Origin of the sequence: Pseudomonas sp. DTU_2021_1001937_2_SI_NGA_ILE_001 (assembly GCF_032463525.1) — a bacterium.
GTDB lineage: Bacteria > Pseudomonadota > Gammaproteobacteria > Pseudomonadales > Pseudomonadaceae > Aquipseudomonas.
Genome location: NZ_CP135971.1, coordinates 3818222 through 3839299, shown reverse-complemented (window position 1 = coordinate 3839299; position 21078 = coordinate 3818222). Strand labels below are relative to the sequence as shown.

Annotated in this window: 18 protein-coding genes; 9 read left to right on the top strand and 9 right to left on the bottom strand. The window is 63.7% G+C overall.

All coding sequences use genetic code 11. From position 1 onward, the window contains the following. Positions 1–32 precede the first annotated feature (32 nt). Positions 33–734, top strand: coding sequence for a GntR family transcriptional regulator (locus RRX38_RS16575; RefSeq protein ID WP_295472411.1), 702 nt, complete (start codon positions 33–35; stop codon positions 732–734). A gap of 400 nt (positions 735–1134) precedes the next feature. After that, complete coding sequence (locus RRX38_RS16570; protein ID WP_315959955.1) at positions 1135–1392, top strand: DUF6124 family protein; 258 nt, start codon at positions 1135–1137, stop codon at positions 1390–1392. A gap of 413 nt (positions 1393–1805) precedes the next feature. On the opposite strand, the gene RRX38_RS16565 is transcribed toward RRX38_RS16570, so the two are convergent. Further along, positions 1806–2762, bottom strand: coding sequence for a PDR/VanB family oxidoreductase (locus RRX38_RS16565; protein WP_315959954.1), 957 nt, complete (start codon positions 2760–2762; stop codon positions 1806–1808). A 19-nt stretch (positions 2763–2781) separates the two neighbouring features. Further along, complete coding sequence (locus tag RRX38_RS16560) at positions 2782–3840, bottom strand: aromatic ring-hydroxylating dioxygenase subunit alpha (protein ID WP_315959953.1); 1059 nt, start codon at positions 3838–3840, stop codon at positions 2782–2784. Positions 3841–4256: 416 nt separating this feature from the next. On the opposite strand from RRX38_RS16560, the gene RRX38_RS16555 reads away from it, so the two are divergent. From RRX38_RS16555 to RRX38_RS16535, 5 genes are all read left to right on the top strand, one after another. Next, positions 4257–5564: a CitMHS family transporter gene (locus RRX38_RS16555; RefSeq protein WP_295472403.1), complete on the top strand. Its 1308-nt coding sequence runs from the start codon at positions 4257–4259 to the stop codon at positions 5562–5564. A gap of 66 nt (positions 5565–5630) precedes the next feature. Then, complete coding sequence (locus RRX38_RS16550) at positions 5631–6386, top strand: TerC family protein (RefSeq protein ID WP_315959952.1); 756 nt, start codon at positions 5631–5633, stop codon at positions 6384–6386. Positions 6387–6854: 468 nt separating this feature from the next. Next, positions 6855–8528, top strand: coding sequence for a Na/Pi cotransporter family protein (locus RRX38_RS16545; RefSeq protein WP_315959951.1), 1674 nt, complete (start codon positions 6855–6857; stop codon positions 8526–8528). Positions 8529–8587: 59 nt separating this feature from the next. Then, positions 8588–9973: a pitrilysin family protein gene (locus RRX38_RS16540; RefSeq protein ID WP_315959950.1), complete on the top strand. Its 1386-nt coding sequence runs from the start codon at positions 8588–8590 to the stop codon at positions 9971–9973. Between the two features lie 72 nt (positions 9974–10045). Next, entirely contained in the window at positions 10046–11329 is a 1284-nt protein-coding gene (locus RRX38_RS16535) for a DUF5924 family protein (protein ID WP_315959949.1), read from the top strand. 3 nt (positions 11330–11332) lie between these two features. Here RRX38_RS16535 and RRX38_RS16530 read toward each other — a convergent pair whose 3' ends face one another. From RRX38_RS16530 to RRX38_RS16505, 6 genes are all read right to left on the bottom strand, one after another. Further along, the gene (locus RRX38_RS16530; protein WP_295472393.1) at positions 11333–12574 is read right to left on the bottom strand and encodes a nucleoside recognition domain-containing protein; all 1242 of its coding nucleotides are present in this window, start codon (positions 12572–12574) and stop codon (positions 11333–11335) included. A 239-nt stretch (positions 12575–12813) separates the two neighbouring features. Beyond that, complete coding sequence (gene gltP, locus RRX38_RS16525; RefSeq protein ID WP_295472391.1) at positions 12814–14169, bottom strand: glutamate/aspartate:proton symporter GltP; 1356 nt, start codon at positions 14167–14169, stop codon at positions 12814–12816. A gap of 706 nt (positions 14170–14875) precedes the next feature. Continuing rightward, complete coding sequence (locus RRX38_RS16520) at positions 14876–15340, bottom strand: inhibitor of vertebrate lysozyme family protein (RefSeq protein ID WP_315959948.1); 465 nt, start codon at positions 15338–15340, stop codon at positions 14876–14878. 1 nt (position 15341) lies between these two features. Then, positions 15342–15506: a DUF1328 domain-containing protein gene (locus RRX38_RS16515; RefSeq protein WP_025257796.1), complete on the bottom strand. Its 165-nt coding sequence runs from the start codon at positions 15504–15506 to the stop codon at positions 15342–15344. Positions 15507–15542: 36 nt separating this feature from the next. After that, positions 15543–15851, bottom strand: a complete 309-nt coding sequence (locus tag RRX38_RS16510; protein WP_315959947.1) for a hypothetical protein — start codon at positions 15849–15851, stop codon at positions 15543–15545. Positions 15852–16056: 205 nt separating this feature from the next. After that, a complete protein-coding gene (locus RRX38_RS16505) occupies positions 16057–16902 on the bottom strand; it encodes a BON domain-containing protein (protein ID WP_295472383.1) in 846 nt (281 codons plus the stop codon). A gap of 213 nt (positions 16903–17115) precedes the next feature. Here RRX38_RS16505 and algB point away from each other — a divergent pair, with 213 nt between their 5' ends. Continuing rightward, positions 17116–18462, top strand: a complete 1347-nt coding sequence (gene algB, locus RRX38_RS16500) for a sigma-54-dependent response regulator transcription factor AlgB (protein WP_295472382.1) — start codon at positions 17116–17118, stop codon at positions 18460–18462. A gap of 19 nt (positions 18463–18481) precedes the next feature. Beyond that, on the top strand, positions 18482–20269 hold the full coding sequence (locus RRX38_RS16495; protein ID WP_295472380.1) for a KinB sensor domain-containing domain: 1788 nt from the start codon (positions 18482–18484) through the stop codon (positions 20267–20269). Here the strand turns inward: RRX38_RS16495 and RRX38_RS16490 are convergent. Further along, the gene (locus tag RRX38_RS16490; RefSeq protein ID WP_315959946.1) at positions 20248–21063 is read right to left on the bottom strand and encodes an N-acetylmuramoyl-L-alanine amidase; all 816 of its coding nucleotides are present in this window, start codon (positions 21061–21063) and stop codon (positions 20248–20250) included. The genes RRX38_RS16495 and RRX38_RS16490 overlap by 22 nt on opposite strands. Positions 21064–21078 lie beyond the last annotated feature (15 nt).

Here is a 21078-nt window from a genome sequence, read left to right as displayed (position 1 = left end):
TAGCCGCCTCTCGACTGATGGAAGCTGCCTGGATGAGCAAGCCCGGCCAAACCGTACTGGTGGCCCTGCGCAAGATGATCGCCTCGGGCGAGCTGGCGGCCGGCGAACGGCTGATGGAAGTGCCCACCGCCGAACTGTTCGGCGTGTCGCGCATGCCGGTGCGCATGGCATTCCGTACCCTGGAGCAGGAAGGCCTGTTGGTAAAGGCCGGCGGGCGCGGCTTTCAGGTGCGTTCGGTGAGCGGCCAGGACATCGCCGGGGCGGTGGAGGTGCGCGGCGTGCTCGAAGGCCTGGCGGCGCGACAGACCGCCGAACGTGGCCTCAGCCCCCAGGACTGCGATGCCCTGCAAGCTTGCCTGGCCGAAGGTGACGCGCTGTTCGACAAGGGCTACGTCACCGAGCAGGACCTTGAGGTGTACCACGACCTGAACATGCGTTTTCACCAGATCATCGTCGCCGGCAGCGGCAACCCGGCCATCGCCGACGCCCTGGCGCGCAACGACCACCTGCCGTTCGCCTCGGTCAGCGCCCTGGCCGTGGACCGCAACGACATGGCCCGCGAATACCGGCGCTTCAACTACGCGCACATGCAGCACCACGCCATCGTCGACGCCCTGGTCTGCCGCCAGGGCGCCCGCGCCGAAGCCCTGATGCGCGAACACGCCAACGCCACCCTGCGCTACGCCGAGATCTTCAGCGCCTCGTCGGCGGAACGGATGAAAGTCATTTCCTGAGTGGGCCGGGGGGGGGGGGCTGACCGACCTTTTCGCAAGCTAGCCCGCTCAACACAGTGTCATCGCGGCGGGTTCGGCCCGTGATTGCAAGACGCCTCTCTTTCTCTTGAAGGACATTTCCGAGAGAATCCCGGCCGCTTGTGCCCGTGAATTCAGGCTTCTAACCTGCCCCCGTCGCTGCCCATTCAGCGACCGGGTTTGGTAGACCCGATCCTCACTGTCGCAAGGCGCCGTCTGTTGCGAGGCGCTTTTTTACGGCCTGCGTTTATGGTGGCCGTGCGCATGGCGTCTTCGGACGCACCGGGCGCCAGTGACCGGTTCTACCAACTTGCGTGCGGCCGCCACCCGGCGTTTGGTAGCAATGGGTGTCGGCTCCTGTCCTCTCACTGGAGCTGTAGCCATGAAAAAGATCGTCCCCGATCCACCCAACCTCGAATCGTCCCTTGTCCTGCTCGAATGTCGTGTGGCCCATGCCGTGGAGTTGCTCAACTGCGCCACTGCTACAGCCTATGAAAGCGCTGAAAGCCTGCATGGCCAGGCGCGTCACCTGGCCATGGCCAGCATGCACTTGATCACCCAAGCGCAACTGGCGCTGAACCAGACTCTGGACCAGTGGCCCACGCGGGCTGTCGAGCCCGAGGAAGAAGTGACGGCCTGATCCCTACAGGCCGCTTGTGTGTTTCGGATGACCCCGCTGCCGGCTTTGGCAGCGGGGTTCGAGGAAAGCAACTGCACAGGCACCCGTCAAATAGCTTGCCAGACGCTCATGCATTGCTCTTTTCTTCTGCAAGCCCCAGCTGTGCCTGCTGGGTAATCCAATTGCGCATGTAAACCCAATACTGATCAGACCGTGGGAGCGAGCTTGCTCGCGATAGCTGCGTCACGTTCACAGCAGATGCATGGGGTTTGCTGACCTGTTCGCGAGCAAGCTCCAACAAAAAGCCGAAGAGCTCTTAACTGACCTGTATTGCGGCTAAAGCCGGTCCCACCACAGGCCGGCTACCGAGGTGTGTGCGACCGCCACCCAGCATTTACTGATCCTGCCAGCTGTGGCAGCGGGGTCACGCTCGACTAAAGATCCAACACCAGCATCGGCGTTTTCGCCCTCGAACAGCAGGGCGTGAACTGGTCGTTGAGGGCCTGTTCGTCTTCGGTGAGGTACAGGTCGCGGTGTTCCGGGATGCCCTCCAGTACGCGGGTCAGGCAGGTGCCGCATACGCCCTGTTCGCAGGACACCGGCACCTCGATGCCATGGCGCTCCAGCACCTGGACCACGCTCTGGTCAGCAGGGACTTCGAACACCTCACCGCTGCTCGCTACTTTCACCGAGAAACGGCCATCGGCGCTGGTGTCCAGCGGGGCGGCGGCGAAGTATTCGCGGTGCAGGTTGGCCTCCTGCCAGCCCTGCGCACGGGCGCTGTCCAGCACGTGCTGCATGAAACCGTTCGGGCCGCATACGTAGAGGTGGACATCCGCCTGTGGCCCCGCCAGGAGCTGGGCAGCCTGCAGGGCCGTGGCGGGTTCGTCATCCAGATGCAGGTGCACCCGCTCGGCAAAGGCCGACGCCTGCAAGCGTTCAAGGAAGGCCGCCCGGTCACGGGCGCGCACGCAGTAATGCAGCTCGAAATCCGCCCCCTGCTCAGCCAGCGCCTCGGCCATGCACAGGATCGGCGTGATGCCGATGCCTCCGGCGAACAGCAGGCTGCGTCGCGCCTCGGCCGCCAGTGGAAAGTGGTTGCGCGGCTCGCTGATGCGCAATGGCATGCCGGCGCGCAGCAGGCGGTGCATCTGCGCCGAACCACCGCGCGATGCGGGGTCGTCGAGCACGCTGATCAGGTAGCGATGCCGTTCGCCAGGGTGGTTGCACAGCGAATACTGGCGCACCAAGCCATCGTCGCCAGGCACCTGCACATCGATGTGCGCACCGGCCGTGAAGGCCGGCAGTGGGCCACGGTCGGGCAGGGCCAGCTCGAAACTGCAAATGCCCTGGGCCTCGTCTTTGCGGGAAATCACCACGACGTCGATCATTGCGCGTCCTCGGACTGGGTCATTGGGCCGTGGCGATCAGCGCAGGGGCGCTGGCCTGTTCCTGGGCGATGAGGCGCTCGATGATCTTGCGCGACTGCACGCCACCGGCATCGATGTTGAGCTTGAGCAGGTTGCGCTCAGGGTACTTGAGCAGGTTCTGCTGCTGGCGTTCGAGCATTTCCAGGTCTTCGCTGAAGATCTTGCCCTGGCCTTCGCGGATGCTGTCGGTCAGCGCCTGGTCGTGGGGGTTGAAGTTGCGCGCCATGCCCCAGAAGTACCAGATCGAGGTGTCGCTTTCCGGGGTAATGAAGTCCACCACGATGCTCGACGCCTTGTAGCGGGGGTCGGCGTGATAGCCGCCGTGCCCGGCGTGTGCCACACCGACTTCGATCAATACATGGCTGGGCGGGGTGAAACGGCAGATCTGCCAGCGGTCCACCGGCACGTCATCGGCGAGGTTGTTGCCGCGCAAGGCCATGCGCCAGAAGGGCGGGGCCATGATGTTTTGCATATGCCGGGCGGTGATCACTTCGTCCCCTTCGACATGTGTGGCAGGCGCCGTCTCGTCGATTTCCTTCTGGCCGATGCTGGAAGCATGCACGTAGGTCTCGTGGGTCAGGTCCATAAGGTTGTCGATCATCAGCCGGTAGTCGCAGCCGATGTGAAACAGCCCACCCCCGTAGGCCCACTGGTCACTGACTGCCCATTCCAGGTGCGGAATCAGCTCGGCATCGGCCTTGGCCTGGTCACCCGGCCACACCCAGATGAAGCCGTAGCGCTCCACGGCGGCGAAGGTCTTGTTGCACGGAAAGCCACGGACCCGCTGGCCGGGCATCGACACGGTCTTGCCATCGGCGCCCATGGTCAGGCCGTGATAACCACACACCAGCTGGCCGTTCTCGACATAGCCCAGCGACAACGGCGCGCCACGGTGCGGGCAGAAGTCCTCGACGGCCACGACCTGATCGTCCAGGCCGCGATAGAACACCATCTTCTCGCCGCAGATTTGCCGCCCGAGGGGCTTGCTGGCGATTTCATCGGGGGTGCAGGCAACGTACCACGTGTTCTTGGGATACATGGTCAGGCTCTCCGGTTGATTTGTTTTTGTTAGTGGATCCATTGAACAGTCAAAACCAGGCATCACGCAAGGCTAAACAGCCGATAATCGCCCATAATAATTATCAATGGATCCACTGTATCAAAAAACAACGAAAAGTCATGTGCTTGCCAGCGAGCGATGAAGCACGCGCAAGGAGGATGAAAGGTGGCTGAAAGCTTGACCGATTAGCATCGTCACCAGCACCGGCAAAGACCGGCAAGCCAGGGCGCGTCCCTACGCCCGAGACTCAACAAGAATAATGGTGATTGAAATGCGTGATTCCCTCTCCCTGCGTAACCTCCCTGCGTCCCGAATCCAGACCGTTCAGCGCTGAACCCGGCTGACCCCTACCTCGTTTCCGGTTTCCCTGGCCCTATTTCGTCTGGAGTTTCGCCATGCTGACTTTCCTTGGCTTCGCCATGGTCATTGCCTTCATGTACCTGATCATGAGCAAGCGCATGACCGCGCTGATCGCCCTGATCATCGTGCCGATCATCTTTGCCCTGTTCGGTGGCTTCGGTCCGCAGATCGGCCCGATGATGCTGGCCGGTATCACCAAGCTGGCGCCCACCGGCGTCATGCTGATGTTCGCTATCCTGTACTTTGCCCTGATGATCGACTCCGGCCTGTTCGACCCGGCCGTGCGCAAGATCCTGGCGATGGTCAAGGGCGACCCGATGCGCATCTCCGTCGGTACTGCGGTGCTGGCCCTGGTGGTATCGCTGGACGGTGACGGCGCGACCACCTACATGATCTGCGTGGCCGCCATGCTGCCGCTGTACAGCCGTATCGGCATGAGCCCGCGGATCATGGCCGGCCTGATCATCCTCGCCGGCGGCGTGATGAACATGACCCCATGGGGCGGCCCGACCGCCCGCGCCGCCAGCGCCCTGCACGTGGACGCTTCGGACATTTTCGTACCGATGATCCCGGCCATGGCCGCCGGCGTGATCTGCATCCTGGCCATCGCCTATTTCTACGGCAAGCGTGAGCGGGCGCGCCTGGGCGTGCTGCAGCTGCAGGGCGACGACATCGACCACAGCGAGATCAGCGTCTCGCAGTTCCCCGATGCCCGCCGCCCGAAGATGATCTGGTTCAACGGCGCGCTGACCTTCGCCCTGATGGTCTCGCTGATCATGGGCCTGCTGCCGCTGCCGGTGCTGTTCATGGTGGCCTTCAGTATCGCGATGATCATCAACTACCCGAACCTGCAGGACCAGAAGGACCGCGTCGCGGCCCACGCCGGGAGTGTGCTGTCGGTGGTCGGCCTGATTTTCGCCGCCGGCATCTTCACCGGGATCCTGACCGGCACCGGCATGGTCGATGCCATGTCCAAGAGCCTGCTGACCGTGATCCCGACCTCAATGGGCCCGTACCTGGCAGTGATCACCGCCATCGTGAGCATGCCGTTCACCTTCTTCATGTCCAACGATGCCTTCTACTACGGCGTGCTGCCGGTGCTCTCCGAAGCCGCCTCGCACTACGGCATTTCGCCGGTGGAAATGGCCCGCGCCTCCATCGTCGGCCAGCCGGTGCACCTGCTCAGCCCGCTGGTGCCGTCCACCTACCTGCTGGTGGCCCTGGCCGGTATCGACTTCGGTGACCACCAGCGCTTCACCCTCAAGTGGGCGGTGCTGGTCTGCGTGTGCATCCTGATCGCCGCCGTGCTGCTGGGACTCTTCCCATTGCACAACTCCCTGTAAACTGCCGCCCCCCAGTCGCCGCTCCCTGACAGAGCGGCGACTTTTTCATGCCCGAGGAAACAACTGATGGAATGGCTGCTCAACCCGGAAATCTGGGTTGCTTTCTTGACCCTGACCGCCCTGGAAATCGTTCTGGGCATCGACAACATCATCATGATCTCGATCCTGGTGAGCCGTATGCCCAAGTCCATGCAGCAGCGCACCCGCCTGTTCGGCCTGGGCCTGGCGATGGTCACGCGCATCATGCTGCTGCTGTCGATCACCTGGATCATGCGTCTGACCACCGACCTGTTCACCATCATGGGCCAGGGCATTTCCGGCCGTGACCTGATCCTGTTCTTCGGCGGCCTGTTCCTGCTGTGGAAAAGCTCCCAGGAAATCTTCCAGGGCCTGGAAGGCGAGGAAGAAGCCAGCGAAGAACCCAAGGGCGCGGGCGGCATGTTCCTGGCCACCATCGTGCAGATCGCGATCATCGACATCGTGTTCTCGCTGGACTCGGTCATCACCGCCGTGGGCATGGTCTCCAACGTGCCGGTCATGGTCGCTGCGATCATCGTCGCCGTGCTGGTGATGATGCTCTGCTCCGGTGCCATCAGCGACTTCATCGACAAGCACCCATCGCTGAAGATGCTCGCTCTGTCGTTCCTGATCGTAGTGGGCACCGTACTGATCGCCGAAGCCTTCGACGTGCACGTACCTAAAGGCTATGTGTACTTCGCCATGGCGTTCTCGCTGGCGGTGGAAGCCATCAACATCAAGATGCGCACCAGCCACGCGCGCAAGAAGGCCGAAGCCGAGAAAGCCGGTCTGGAACGCGCCTGAGGCGCACCGAGGTAATCAAAAGGCAGGCCCAAGTGGCCTGCCTTTTGTTTTGTTACAGATTTGTTTCAATGCTGCGGCGCCTGTGCGATGCTGGCCTCCTGGCTCAAAGCCAACTAGGTTTTTGTAAGAAAAGTCGGCGAGCGACGGTCAGGCGAGGCGCAACGAGCGAAGCGAGTAACAGCCGTAGGCTGACCCGAAGGTCGAGCGCCAACGAGTCAAAACAGGCGCGGAAGGGTCGGAGTCGCGGGCGACTTTACTGGAGTAAATGAGCATTCCGACCGGGTGGCGATCCACCGGGCTGGCGATCCACCGGGCTGGCGATCCAGCTGGTTTTTAACGCAGCATGGCCGTGCGCAGACACTTTTCGTACAAGACCTAAAGCTTTAGTTGAGCGTCCTTCCCCTCACATCGCTCGCTACATCGTCGAACCCGCCCACCGGGCACTGATTTCAGGGGGCTTCGCATCTCATGCTGACCCTGCTCGATCTTCTTTCCGCCGTGGCACTGCTCATCTGGGGCACCCACATCGTCCGTACCGGCATCCTGCGTGTGTATGGCGCGCACCTGCGCCGCGTGCTCGGGCAGAACATGTCGCGTCGGCCGCTGGCGTTCATCGCCGGCATCCTGGTCACCGCGCTGGTGCAGAGCAGCAACGCCACGGCCATGCTGGTCACCTCTTTCGTCGGCCAGGGGCTGATGACCCTGGCACCGGCCCTGGCGATCATGCTCGGCGCCGACGTGGGCACGGCGCTGATGTCGCGGGTGCTGACCTTCGACCTGTCCTGGCTGTCGCCGCTGCTGATCCTGCTCGGGGTGATCTTCTTCCTGTCGCGCAAACAGACCCGCGCCGGCCAACTGGGCCGCGTGGCCATCGGTCTGGGGCTGATCATCCTGGCCCTGCAGCTGATCGTCGCTGCCGCCGCGCCGATCACCCAGGCCAACGGCGTGAAGGTGCTGTTCGCCTCGCTGACCGGCGACTTCCTGCTCGACGCCCTGGTCGGGGCGCTGTTCGCGCTGATTTCCTACTCCAGCCTGGCGGCGGTGCTGCTGACCGCCACCCTGGCCGGCTCGGACATCATCAGCCTGCACGTAGCCATCGGCCTGGTGGTCGGCGCCAACATCGGCAGCGGCCTGCTGGCGTTTCTCAGTACCAGCATGCAGAACGTACCGGGGCGCCAGGTGGCGCTGGGCAGCCTGTTGTTCAAGCTGCTCGGGCTGGTGCTGGTGATGCCGCTGCTCGACCCGTTGGTGAACTGGCTCGACAGCCTGGGCTACCGCAACCAGGAACTGGTGATCGGCTTCCACCTGATCTACAACAGCGTGCGCTGCCTGCTGATGCTGGCCTTCGTCACGCCCATGGCCAAGCTGTGCGCCAGCCTGCTGCAACCCAGCGCCGAGAGCGGCGGCCCGGCACGTCCCCGGCACCTGGACCTGGCGGCGCTGGAAACACCCAGCCTGGCCTTGGCCAACGCGGTACGCGAGACCTTGCGCATGGGCGACCTGCTGGAAAGCATGCTGGCCTCCATGCAGGGTGTACTGCGCGGTACCCAGACCGCCGTGACCCAGGAAATGCGCCGCCTCCACGAAGATGTCGAGGCGCTGTACAGCGGCATCAAGCTGTACCTGGCGCAGATGCCGCGTGAAGATCTGGGCGAACAGGACAACCGCCGCTGGGCCGAGATCATCGAGCTGACCGTCAACCTGGAGCTGGCCAGCGGGGTGATCGAACGCATGCTGCGCAAGATCCAGCAGCAGAAGACCGCCCAGCGCCGGCTGTTTTCCGATGTCGGGCTGGAGGAGCTGACCGACCTGCACACCCAGTTGCAGGCCAACCTGCGCCTGGGCCTGTCGGTGTTTCTCAGCGGCGACCCGGAAAGCGCCCGCCAGCTGCTGCGCGAGAAACGTCGCTTCCGTGCGCTGGAACGGCGCCTGGCCCACGCGCATGTCAACCGGTTGCAACGCAAGGTGGTGCAGAGTATCGAGACCAGTTCGATGCACCTGGAGCTGATGGCCGACATGAAGCGCCTCAACTCGCTGTTCTGCAGCAGCGCCTATGCGGTACTGGAGACGACTGACACCGGTGCGCTGTCCAGTGAGGCATCCGAGCGGCCGGGCGCGGAGCTGGGCGAACAATCCATGTGAACCTGGCGGCAGCCGCGAAGTCTGTTTAATTCAACCGGCCCGCAAGGAAAAGCTGTCTCATGCGTTGCCTGCTGCTGATCTGGCTGCTGCTCTGCTCCACCGCCACCCTGGCCCTCGACCGTTTGCAAGCGCAGGGCTACCTGCTGCCCAACGGCCTGCAACTGCTGCTCAAACCGGGTTACGACAAAGGCCACGTGTCGATCCGCCTGGTGGTCGGCGTCGGCTTCGACGACTTTCCCTGCGACCAGAAAGAAGTCCCGCACCTGCTCGAACACCTGATGTTCACCGGCCTCGACGAAAGCGGCGAGGGCGGCCTGGAAGCCCGCATGCAGGCCCTGGGCGGCGAATGGAATGCCTTCACCAGCAACGCCGACACCACCTTCGTCATCGAGGCCCCGGCGCGCAACCAGCGCCAGGTCCTGGAACTGCTGGCGCAGATCATCGCCCACACCGAGGCCACGCCACAGGCCTTCGATGCGGTCAAACGCATCGTCGCCCATGAAGACGGCGGCCATGCCTCGCGCCTGCAACGTCTGCTCGACCGCCACGAGGCCGGCAATGGCGCGCGCAGCCAACTGGCGGCAGAACTGGGCCTCAAGTGCGCACAACGCCCCGACGTCGATGACGTGAGCCTGGAGCATCTCGAAGACGCCCTGGCCGCCTGGTACGCGCCCAACAACATGACCCTCATCGTGGTCGGCGACCTGGACAAACTGCTGCCGGCCTATATCGAACGCACCTTCGGCCGCCTGACCGCCACCGAACCGATCGAGCACCCACCGCTGCCCACCGCCCAAGGCAGCGCCGAGCCCCGTCGAGTGCTGACGCACGGCTTCCTGGGCGAGGCTTCACGGCTGCACATGATCTACCCCGAGCCCTCGCTGGACGAGCCCTCCGACGACACCTGGGAACTGTTGCGCGCCTACCTGGACTGGGCGCTGTACAGCGAACTGCGCCTGAAACTGGGCCTGTCGTATGGCCCGGCGGCGAACCGCGAGGTGTTCGGCGACACCAGCCTGCTGAGCCTGGACGCCGATGTGGACCGCAGCGACCTGCCGCAGGCCGAGCAGGCCCTCTACTCGATGCTCGACCGCCTCAAGCGCGATGGCCTGGACAAGGCCACCTTCGAGCGCCTGCGCCAGGCGGCCGTGGCACGCCAGGCCTGGGCGGTGCAGGGCAACAGTGCATTGGCCGACTACTACTGGGGCGCGCTGAACGACTATGAAGATGGCCGCTTCGCCGACCCCGCCAAACGTATCCAGGCGGTGAGCCTGGAGGATGCCAACCACGCCCTGCGCCAGTTGCTGGCGCAACCGGGTTATGTGCGCATCCAGCAGCCGCTGTTCAGCTATGACGACCTCTACTGGCTGGCCCTGGCCGGCGCGGGCGCAGTGATCCTGCTGCTGGTCGGCTGGTGGCGTTACCGGCGCGATCGAGCGCTGTAGCAAGGTGCGGCAGGTTGGTATGCTGCGCGGATTTTTTCACCCCTGACTCTTTACCCAGGACCCCGAAGCCTCATGCCAGACTGGAACGCCTACCTCAGCCGTGTACTCAATCTGATCCGCCGCTACCCTGGCGTGATCGCGGCGGGCGGTTTCGTCTCCGGCATCGGCAGTTTCATCCTGGTCGACCGCCAGGCCGGGCTGGCCAGCTGGATCGCCGTGGTGCTACTGCTCGGCTGGCTGTGGCTGATGGTCGAGAACAGCGTGGTCGCGCTGTTCAACCGTCGCTTCGGCAAGGAGATCCCTCAGGGTCTGCTGCGCTATGGCACGCAGTTGATTCACCAGGAAAGCCTGTTCTTCGTCCTGCCGTTCTTCTTCATTACCACCACCTGGAACAGCGGCCAGGCGGTGTTCACCGCGCTGCTCGGTGCGGCGGGCCTGATCTCGATCACCGACCCGCTGTACTACCGCTGGCTGGCGCCGCGGCGCTGGCTGTTCCTGGCCCTGCACACCCTGACCCTGTTCGCCGCGCTGCTCACCGCACTGCCGATCATCCTGCACCTGACCACCACCGAGAGCTACAAACTGGCCTTGGGTATCGCCGTCCTGCTGTCGATCCCCAGCCTGGCCTCAAGCTTTCCGGTGCGAAACTGGCGCGGCGGGGTGATGCTGGTCGCGGTAATCGCCGTGATCGGCAGTGCCGGCTGGCTGCTGCGCTCCTGGGTGCCGCCGGCCACGCTGTGGCTGACCGAAGTGGCGGTCAGCACCGAGTTCGACAACAAGACCCGCACCCCCGGTGACAGCATCCGCCAGATCAGCGCCAGCCAGCTGCGTCGCGACGGCCTGTATGCCTACACCGCAATCAACGCGCCGCGCGGCCTGCAAGAGCGCATCTATCACGTATGGCGGCGCAACGGCGAAGAGGTCGACCGCATCGCCCTGGACATCAGCGGCGGTCGCGAACAGGGCTACCGGGCCTGGACCCACAAGCGCAACTTCCCGCAGGACGTCGCCGGGCGCTGGCAGGTGCAGGTGCTGACCGAAGACGGGCAATTGATTGGTGTGTTGCGCTTCGAGGTCTCCGATACCGACCAGCCACTGGTGACCCAGCCGCAAGGGCGGATCATCCGCCTCAAGCCCGGCGGCGACGACGCACCGGCCCAGCAGGAGCAAAGCCGGCCTGAGCAACCGTCGAAGGAAGCCCCCGGGTCGTCCGCTGAAGAGCCTTCAGCGGGCGACCAGGAATCGGAGAGCGAAAAACCGGCTGCACAAGAGCCGCCGGCAGCCAGCGATGAACAGGCGCCGGCGCCCCGTGAAAAGCCTGCTGCGGATCAGGCGTCGCCCAGCGCCACGCCCTGAACCTCAGCTGGCGGTGGCGCCGAAGAACCAGTAGCAGACCAGAATCGCCGCCACCACGCCGCTGAACTCGGCGAGCAAGGCGCAGCCCACGGCATGGCGGGCACGCTGGATGCCCACGGCGCCGAAGTACACCGCCAGCACGTAGAAGGTGGTTTCGGTGCTGCCCTGGATGGTCGCGGCGGCCAGCGCGGCGAAGCTGTCGACGCCCTGGTTCTGCATGGTCTCGATCAGCAACGCACGGGCCGCACTGCCAGAGAACGGCTTGACCAGCGCGGTGGGTAGCGCATCGACGAAACGGGTGTCCCAGCCCAGCCACTCGACCAGGTGGCGAATGCCTTCCAGGCCGAAGTCCAGGGCGCCGGAGGCGCGCAGCACACCCACCGCGCAGAGCATCGCCACCAGATAGGGCAGCAGGTTCCTGGCCACGTCGAAGCCTTCCTTGGCGCCCTCCACGAAGGTCTCGTAGACCTTGACCTTGCGCAACGCACCAATCACCAGAAACAGCATGATCAGGCCGAACAGCGTGAGGTTGCCGAGGATCGACGACAGGCTGGCCAGCGCTGCCGCCGACAGGGTGCCGAGGAACGCCATGAAGGCGCCCAGCAGCAGCGCACCGGGAATCAGGTAGGCGAGCACCACCGGGTCCCACAGGCGCAGGCGCTGCATGACTGCCACCGAGAGCAGGCCGACGAGGGTCGAGGCGCTGGTGGCCAGCAGAATTGGCAGGAACACCAGGGTGGGGTCGGGCGCGCCTTGCTGGGCGCGGTACATGAAGATGGTTACCGGCAGCAGGGTGAGGGACGAGGCGTTGAGCACCAGGAACAGGATCTGCGCGTTGCTGGCGGTGGTCTGGCTGGGGTTGAGTTCCTGCAGCGCCTTCATGGCCTTGAGGCCGATGGGCGTGGCGGCGTTATCCAGGCCCAGGCCGTTGGCGGCGAAGTTCAGGGTAATCAGGCCCAGCGCCGGGTGACCACGCGGCACCTCGGGCATCAGGCGGGCAAACAGCGGGCTGAGCACACGCCCCAGCCAGTCGACGATCCCGGCCTGCTCGGCAATGCGCAGGAACCCCAGCCACAGGGTCAGGGTGCCGAACAGCAGGACCATGACCTCCACCGACAGCTTGGCCATGGCAAAGATGCTCTCGACCATGCTGGCGAAGATCCCGGCGTTGCCGCCGACCAGCCACTGCACCAGCGCGGCGACCATCGCCACGACGAAAAAACCAAGCCAAAGGCCATTGAGCATCGGATACATCCCCCCTTCAGACCGGGGGGATTCTAACGGAGGCCAGGAGCGGGAGCGACCGGCAGGGGCGGTAGGCATCGCGAACACGGCATTCGCGATGATGCCCGGCAGGAGCGGCTTTAACCGCGAAAGCGCCAGATAATTCACTGCATCTGCTGTGAAAATGCAGTCACTTTCGCGGCTGAAGCCGCTCCTACCCGGGCTGACTGACCCCGTATTGCGAGTGACGCCAGGGGCCGTCAGCCGCGCAGCTTGCCGGTCTCGTGCGAGGTCTGCACCAGGTCTTCCGGTACCGGGTCCTGGCTGCGCCAGTGCGGCAGCGATTCCCAGTAGGCCTTGCCCTTGGCATCGTCGTACATGCCTTCCCAACGCGCGATGACCAGCACGGCCAGGGCATTGCCGATGACGTTCAGGGCGGTACGCGCCATGTCCATGATGCGATCCACGCCGGCGATGAAGGCCAGGCCCTCCAGCGGAATGCCCACGCTGCCCAGGGTGGCCAGCAGCACGACGAAGGACACCCCCGGTACGCCGGCGATGCCTTTGGAGGTGACCATCAGGGTCAGCACCAGCATCAGCTGCTGGCCCAGCGACAGGTCGATACCGTACAGCTGGGCGATGAAGATCGCCGCGATGCTCTGGTACAGGGTCGAACCGTCGAGGTTGAACGAGTAGCCGGTCGGCACCACGAAGCTGCAGATCGCCTTCGGCGCGCCATAGGCTTCCATCTTGCTGATGACGCGCGGCAAGGCGGTCTCGGAGCTGGCGGTGGAGTAGGCGAGGATCAGTTCGTCCTTGAAGATGCGCATGATCTTCAGGATCGAGAAGCCGAACAGGCGGGCGATCAGGCCCAGCACCATGAAGGCGAAGAAGGCGATGGCGAAGTACACCAGCAGCACCAGCTTGGCCAGCGGCAGCAGCGAGGCGAAGCCGAAGTTGGCGACGGTCACCGCGATCAGCGCGAACACGCCGATCGGTGCGTAGTTCATGATCATGTGGGTGACCTTGAACATGGTTTCCGAGATGCCCTGGAACACCTTGACCACCGGCTCGCGGACCTCATCCTGCAAGGTCGCCAGGCCCATGCCGAACAGCACCGAGAAGAAGATGATCGGCAGCATGTCGCCCCGGGCCACGGCGGCGAAGATGTTCGATGGAATCAGGTTCAACAGGGTGGCGATGAAGGCATGGTCATGCTGCACTTCGGCGGTGGTGGCCTTGTACTTGGAGATGTCCACGGTGCCCAGGGTGCTCATGTCGATGCCATGGCCAGGCTGGAACAGGTTGGCCAGCAGCAGGCCCACGACGATGGCCACGGTGGTGACGATCTCGAAGTAGAGGATGGTCTTCAGGCCGATGCGCCCGAGCTTCTTGGCGTCGCCCACACCGGCGATACCGACGATCAGCGAGGCGACCACGATCGGCACGACGATCATCTTGATCAGGCGAATGAAGATATCGCCCGCCGGTTGCAGCACGTTGCTGATCCACCAGGCCTTCTCGGTATCGAAGTGGTTGAGCAGCGCCCCCAGGGCGATGCCCAGGACCAGACCGATCAGAATCTGCCAGGCCAGACTCAGTTTTGCCTTTTTCATTGTCATTACCCCTGTGCGAACTGCCTTGGGTCGTTCGGGGACCCGGCACGCCCTGGCTGGCTCCGCAGCAGGGTCGAACGTGTGGTCAGCAGTCCCGGACGGCCTACGGAAAGTCACCGCAAATGAGCATCCCGGCTCAGTAGCAGGCGAAAAAAAGGCGCAACTATTCAGGCGACGGCCAAATGCGTCTAATGCCATATCGGCCTAAGTCATGCCGAATCAGCATAGGAAAACCGACGAAAGGGAGTGAGAAAAGTCTGCAAGAGATGGCTGATATGGCCGAAAGGTGGCTACTACGTCGTATTGGCAGGGCAATAGAGGGGTTGAGTTCTGACACGTCTTGTAATGGTCGCACACCGATCATTTCCGCCGTTGCCAGACATACGGTCGCTGCAGAGCGGCTGGTCAGGGCTGCCAGAGGCGGGATGCAACGCAATAAAAAGCGCCATGCGGGTCCGGGCGTCTGGCTGGCGTCGAGACTGGCATGGCGGCTTCACCTGACCCGGCCCTCATCGGAGGCACTCCCTGTGCCCCTAGGTCGCACCGACCCCGATCGGTCAGTGCATCCCGGCCCCCTGGTCATGCACGCACCCTCCTCGGGTCGTGCAACGTCGAATAAAGAAACGGTCCAGTGCCCCGGTTCTTCAGGCGCTCCATGAAAGCCGGCCATACCGCCGTATTTCGTGGAAAGCCTCAAGTCAGCCGGTCAGTACCAGTTCGGATCCTTGCGCAGTTCCTCCTGCAGGAGTTGTTGCATGCCGTCGTCAGGCTCACCCAGGTAACGGGACGTCGCATGGCTCTTGGGCGACTTGTCTGCAGGCAGCCCGGCAGGCACCTCGACCAACAGCCCGTACATGTGCTTCCTGTCCAGGCTGGCGGCAAGGATCAGGCGCTCGCTGCGACAGCTGTCGGCGGTCTCGCACAAGGTACCGGTGAGGTACGGATCGCCGTCTTCGGTGACGGCGGTCATCTGTTGCTCGGCGGTGCCAGACAGGTTCATCACCCACTCGGGCAGACGCTCCTGCTTTTTCACCACCTTGGACCACGCTTCCCGATAATCGGGGTTGTGGAGTAATTCGTTGGCCCGCATCTGGCCGTCATTCGCGGCCAGGCTGGCGGCACTGCCGCCCATCAACAGGGCGGCGGCCAGTAGGGTGCTAAGGGCGCGCATCTCAGCCTCGACCGCGACGACCGAAGAAGAACGACACGACGAACATGACCAGGAACACGATGAACAGAATCTTCGCGATACCGGTCGCCGTACCCGCGATACCACCGAAGCCCAGGACAGCAGCGACGATAGCGATGATCAGGAAGGTAATAGCCCAACTCAACATAGTGATACTCCTTGACTGCTAGGGGGTCCGATCAGGTCAGAAAATCCAGCGCTGCTGTGCAGGCAGCACAGGCACCGGGCTGTCCTGGGAAACAAGCTCGTCGACAGGGGTCAGGTTGCGGGCCTTGGCTTCGCCTTTCGCCGGGGTGGCGAGTGTGGCAGCAGCCGCGGTGGGGAGGGTCCGGGAAATCAGTGCCTGCTGCAGCGCCGCTGCTTCACGCACCTGTTCCCGGAATTGCACCTGCTGGACGGAGAGCAGAGTGAGCAGCAGTACGAGGCTGGCAATAAGGCCTTGCTGTACACGCCGGGGCGAGATACGCAGCTGGGCAATACGCAGACTGTTCATTGGCTCTCTCCCTCTACCGATCCTGTCAACCGGCCGTTCCGGTTTGTCGATAGAGGTTTTGCACGCCGCATGCCAGTTTTAAGATGAAAATTAATCTATATAAATCAATAACTTATAAAGACTTGAAATTCATCCTGGCCAGCAAGCTGCACGATCACCCCCTTGGCATCGTGCGTTCTGCACGAATGCGCGGGGCGCCTGAGGGTCATCCGGTGGTGCGGGTCATCACCTTGAGTGCGTCGGCGTTCACGCCCTTCACACCGCGGATGTTACGTGCGATGTCCACGGCCAGTTCCTTGTCGGCATAGTTGGCGACCATGCCGTTGAGAGTCACTACGCCTTCGCGGGTATCGACCTTGATATTCAAGCCGTCGAGGTTGCGGCTATAAATAAGGCTGGCCTTGACCTTGCTGGTCACCCAGGCGTCGCTCATCTGTTCGGTGGTGCTCAGGGCCTGGGGCTGGGTCTTGGCGGCAATGGAATCGGCAGCGCTGAGGCTGATCAGGTTGTTGACGCTGACCACGCCGTCGGTATTGGTCGCCAGAGTGCCGGCCAGTTCCTTGGCTTCCGGGCTCTGTGCGCGGCCCTTGAGGGTGACCACGCCCTGGTCGCTGCTCACTTCGATTTCCATGCCCTGGGTCACGTTGCTCCACAGCAGCTTGGACTTGATGGTCGCCACCAGGGTGGCGTCTTCGAAGCGCTGGGCCAGGCCGTTGCGGGCATCGGCTTCGGTGGCCACCGAAGGATCGATCTGCAGCTGGTTGTCGACCTTGTCGATGCCGTCCACGTCCAGCGCGATGCGTTCGGCCAGCTCGCGCTCGACCTGGTTTTCGACCTTGCCGGACAGCTTGGCAGTGCCGTTATCCACGGCGACCTTGATATCGAACGCACTCAAGTGCCGATTCAAGGCAATGGCGGTCCAGATCGAACCCTCCTGGCGGGCTTCTACCAGCGGCGCGGCATCCCCCTGCGCGGCGTGGGCCAGCAGTGGATGGGCGACCAACAGCGCAGCGGTGGCGGTTGCCAGGGCGATATTCTTCAAGGGGTGCATGACGTTCTCCTTTGCAGGGCGGTCAGTCCACCGGAGGCCTCGCAAGGCCGGGCCAGGCGGTTTTGACGACAGCCGGGCAGGCAAATCCGCCAGTTAGCCAAGGCACAAGCAGATCGCTACCATGCATGCCGCATAATCAATCAGAATTGACCATGCAACTTGCCCGATGATTCCGAGACTAACCAAGACTATTCATTGAGGAGCGTAGGAAAAATGGAAGCAGCCACTGAGAACCAGGGCCGTATTCTGCTAGTGGACGACGAGTCCGCCATCCTTCGCACCTTCCGGTATTGCCTGGAAGACGAGGGCTACAGCGTGGCCACGGCCAACAGCGCCGCGCAGGCCGATGCCCTGATGCAGCGCCAGGTGTTCGATTTGTGTTTCCTGGATTTACGGTTGGGCGAAGACAATGGCCTGGACGTGCTGGCGCAGATGCGCACCCAGGCCCCGTGGATGCGCGTGGTGATCGTCACCGCGCATTCGGCGGTGGATACCGCCGTGGACGCCATCCGCGCTGGCGCCGCCGATTACCTGGTCAAGCCCTGCAGCCCCGACCAACTGCGCCTGGCCACCGCCAAGCAGCTTGAAGTGCGCCAGCTCTCGGCGCGCCTGGAGGCCCTCGAAGGCGAGATCCGCAAACCCAAGGACGGCCTGGATTCGCACAGCCCGGTGATGATGAGCATCCTGGAAACCGCCCGGCAGGTCGCGGTCACCGATGCCAATATCCTGATTCTCGGCGAGTCGGGCACGGGCAAGGGTGAGCTGGCCCGGGCCATCCACGGCTGGAGCAAACGCGCCAAGAAGTCCTGCGTGACCATCAACTGCCCTTCGCTGACCGCTGAACTGATGGAAAGCGAACTGTTCGGCCACAGCCGCGGCGCCTTCACCGGGGCCAGCGAGAGCACGCTGGGGCGGGTCAACCAGGCCGACGGCGGCACTTTGTTCCTCGACGAAATCGGCGACTTCCCGCTGACCCTGCAGCCCAAGCTGCTGCGTTTCATCCAGGACAAGGAATACGAACGCGTCGGCGACCCAGTGACCCGTCGCGCCGACGTGCGCATCCTCGCCGCCACCAACCTGAACCTCGAAGACATGGTGCGCAGCGGCAAATTCCGTGAAGACCTGCTGTATCGCCTGAACGTCATCACCCTGACCCTGCCGGCCCTGCGCGAGCGCGGCGAAGACATCCTGACCCTGGCCGATCGCTTCCTGGCGCGCTTCGTCAAGGAATACGCGCGACCGGCCCGCGGCTTCAGCGAAGACGCCCGCACCGCGCTGCTCAACTACCACTGGCCGGGCAACATTCGTGAGCTGCGCAACGTCATCGAACGCGCCAGCATCATCTGCCCGCAGGAGCGGGTGGAAGTCGCACACCTGGGCATGGGTGACCAGCCGGTCAGCAACGCCCCGCGGGTGGGGGCCGCGATGAGCCTGGACGAATTGGAAAAAGCCCACATCGGCGCAGTACTGGCGACCAGCGACACACTGGACCAGGCGGCCAAGACCCTGGGCATCGACGCCTCGACGCTGTATCGCAAACGCAAGCAGTACAACCTGTAATTCTGCCCCTCGGTGTTCCATGAAATTGGCAATGAAGTTGCGCACCCGCCTGTTTCTGAGCATATCGGCCCTGATCACAGTGGCCCTGCTCGGACTGATACTGGGCCTGGTGGGCGTGATGCAGACCGCGCACACCCAAGAATCGATGATCCAGCGCAACTTCAAGACGCTGGACCTGGGACTCAAGCTGCGGCAGAACCTGGGCGATCAACTGGTGCTGATGCTCGACGCCAATCCGGACCCGCAGAGTCTGGATAAGCTGCAGAAGCAATTCGAAGCCCTGCTGGCTGACGGTATTGCGCATGACCAGAAGGCCGACACCCAAAGCGGCTTCCAGGAAGCCCAGCGCAATTACCAGACCTTCATCCAGAGCTACCGGCGCGACAGCGTCGGCGGCCAGAGCATCCGCACCAATCCCGAACTGAGCGCCAGCTTCAATCACCTGCGCAACGGGCTATTGAGCGCCTACCGCTCGGCACTGGACAACATCACCGCCAACGAGCGCGCCTCACGCGCTCGGGCGAACTGGATCGCCGGCCTGCTGAGCCTGGTCGGGCTGGCCGTGCTGTGCATCGGCTTCGTCACCGCCCATGGCATCGCCCGGCGCTTCGGCACCCCCATCGAGGCGCTGGCCAAGGCCGCCGACAAGATCGGCCAGGGCGACTTCGACGTCACCTTGCCGATTTCCCCGGCTGCCGAAATGAACCAGCTGACACGCCGCTTCGGGCTGATGGCCGAAGCGCTGCGCAAGCACCAGGCGACCAATATCGACGAGCTGGTGGCCGGCCAGCAGCGCCTGCAGGCCGTGCTCGACAGCATCGACGACGGACTGCTGATGATCGACCAGCAGGGTCACCTGGAGCACATGAACCCGGTCGCCCAGCGTCAGCTTGGCTGGGACGAGAGCCGCCTCGGCCAGCGCCCCGGCGAAGCCCTGGCGCGCCCGGAACTGGACGAAGAGATCCTTCTCAACCTGCGTGGCGGCAGTCTGGAGCGTGCGCCCGAAGACCTGTGCATCGAGATCGATGGCGAATCACGCCTGCTGACCTACAGCCTCACCCCGGTGAGCCATTCCACCGGCGAGATCCTCGGCGCGGTGATGGTCATGCACGACGTCACCGAGCAACGGGCCTTCGAACGGGTACGCAGCGAGTTCGTGCTGCGCGCCTCGCACGAGCTGCGCACCCCGGTCACCGGCATGCACATGGCTTTCGGCCTGCTGCAGGAGCGCGTGCGCTTCGCCGAGGAAAGCCGCGAGGCCGACCTCTTCAACACGGTCAGGGAAGAGATGCAGCGGCTGATGCAGCTGATCAACGATCTGCTGAATTTTTCGCGCTACCAGAGTGGCCTGCAGAAGCTCACCCTGGCGCCCTGCGACATCGAAGACATGCTCCAGCAGGCCCGCCAGCGCTTCGCCGAGCGCGCCCAGGAGCAGGACATCATCCTGCAGCTCGACATCCAAGAGAGCATGCCGCGCCTGCATGCCGACCAGTCGCAGCTGGACCGGGTGCTGGACAATCTGCTGGACAACGCGCTGCGCCATACCCCGGAAAACGGCCTGATCCGCCTGCAAGCCCGGCGCCATGGCGAGCGCGCGATCATCAGCGTGGAAGACAACGGTGAGGGCATCGCCTACGGCAATCAGGCGCGCATCTTCGAGCCCTTCGTGCAGGTGGGTCGCAAGAAAGGCGGCGCCGGCCTGGGCCTGGCGCTGTGCAAGGAGATCGTGCAACTGCACGGCGGCCGCATGGGTGTCTATTCGCGGCCAGGGCAGGGCACGCAGTTCTACATGGCGCTGCCGTTCTGAGTGGCCGGCGTGCGAAAACGCATGCTGTTGAGCACCTGCAGAATCGCTGCGCTCTGCGCATCCGGCTCGCCGTCGAAGCGCTGCGGACGGAAATGCATCTGGAACGCGGCGATCACGTTGCGGGTTTCTTCATCCAGAACCCCGGTCTGCGGCGTGCGGTAACCCAGGCGTGCAAGCTGCTGCTGGAACCACAGGATGTCCGGCAGGCGCGCAGCGTATAGCGCCTGCTGGGCCGCCACCAGGCGCTCGTCGGGCCAGATGCCGATGCCTTCCTGGGCCAGACGCTTCCAGGGAAACAGCGGCCCCGGATCGAGCTTGCGCATTGGGGCGATGTCGCTGTGGCCGATGATGTGGCGCGGCTCGATGCCATTGCGCGTGATGATGTCCTTGAGCAACACGATCAGCGACTGCACCTGCGCCTCGCTGTAGGGGTACCACAGGCGACCGTTGGGGCCATCGGTATAGCCAGGGTTGACGATCTCGATGCCAATCGAGCTGGAGTTGAGCCAGGTGCGGCCGTCCCATTCGCTTTCACCGGCATGCCAGGCACGGGCGCTTTCGTCCACCAGCTTGAAGATCGTGGCGCGGGCGTCGTCACCGACCAGGTAGTGGCTGCTCACTTCGCCGTGGGTCAGCAGTTGCAGCGAACGCTCCTGGGAAGCGGAGGTGTAGTGCAGGACGACATACTGGATGCGATTGTCGAAGTTGACCGACGGGTGGCTGGTGTCCAAGCGCGGGCCGCTGGAACAGGCGCTCAGGGTAGCTAACGACAGCACTGCTAATAACCGCTTCATGACATCCTACTTCTC

Bases quoted from the DNA above. Each gene is read 5' to 3' on its own strand.
- RRX38_RS16575 (WP_295472411.1), top strand. From the start codon at position 33: ATGAGCAAGCCCGGCCAAACCGTACTGGTGGCCCTGCGCAAGATGATC.
- RRX38_RS16570 (WP_315959955.1), top strand. From the start codon at position 1,135: ATGAAAAAGATCGTCCCCGATCCACCCAACCTCGAATCGTCCCTTGTC.
- RRX38_RS16565 (WP_315959954.1), bottom strand. From the start codon at position 2,762: ATGATCGACGTCGTGGTGATTTCCCGCAAAGACGAGGCCCAGGGCATT.
- RRX38_RS16560 (WP_315959953.1), bottom strand. From the start codon at position 3,840: ATGTATCCCAAGAACACGTGGTACGTTGCCTGCACCCCCGATGAAATC.
- RRX38_RS16555 (WP_295472403.1), top strand. From the start codon at position 4,257: ATGCTGACTTTCCTTGGCTTCGCCATGGTCATTGCCTTCATGTACCTG.
- RRX38_RS16550 (WP_315959952.1), top strand. From the start codon at position 5,631: ATGGAATGGCTGCTCAACCCGGAAATCTGGGTTGCTTTCTTGACCCTG.
- RRX38_RS16545 (WP_315959951.1), top strand. From the start codon at position 6,855: ATGCTGACCCTGCTCGATCTTCTTTCCGCCGTGGCACTGCTCATCTGG.
- RRX38_RS16540 (WP_315959950.1), top strand. From the start codon at position 8,588: ATGCGTTGCCTGCTGCTGATCTGGCTGCTGCTCTGCTCCACCGCCACC.
- RRX38_RS16535 (WP_315959949.1), top strand. From the start codon at position 10,046: ATGCCAGACTGGAACGCCTACCTCAGCCGTGTACTCAATCTGATCCGC.
- RRX38_RS16530 (WP_295472393.1), bottom strand. From the start codon at position 12,574: ATGCTCAATGGCCTTTGGCTTGGTTTTTTCGTCGTGGCGATGGTCGCC.
- gltP (WP_295472391.1), bottom strand. From the start codon at position 14,169: ATGAAAAAGGCAAAACTGAGTCTGGCCTGGCAGATTCTGATCGGTCTG.
- RRX38_RS16520 (WP_315959948.1), bottom strand. From the start codon at position 15,340: ATGCGCGCCCTTAGCACCCTACTGGCCGCCGCCCTGTTGATGGGCGGC.
- RRX38_RS16515 (WP_025257796.1), bottom strand. From the start codon at position 15,506: ATGTTGAGTTGGGCTATTACCTTCCTGATCATCGCTATCGTCGCTGCT.
- RRX38_RS16510 (WP_315959947.1), bottom strand. From the start codon at position 15,851: ATGAACAGTCTGCGTATTGCCCAGCTGCGTATCTCGCCCCGGCGTGTA.
- RRX38_RS16505 (WP_295472383.1), bottom strand. From the start codon at position 16,902: ATGCACCCCTTGAAGAATATCGCCCTGGCAACCGCCACCGCTGCGCTG.
- algB (WP_295472382.1), top strand. From the start codon at position 17,116: ATGGAAGCAGCCACTGAGAACCAGGGCCGTATTCTGCTAGTGGACGAC.
- RRX38_RS16495 (WP_295472380.1), top strand. From the start codon at position 18,482: ATGAAATTGGCAATGAAGTTGCGCACCCGCCTGTTTCTGAGCATATCG.
- RRX38_RS16490 (WP_315959946.1), bottom strand. From the start codon at position 21,063: ATGAAGCGGTTATTAGCAGTGCTGTCGTTAGCTACCCTGAGCGCCTGT.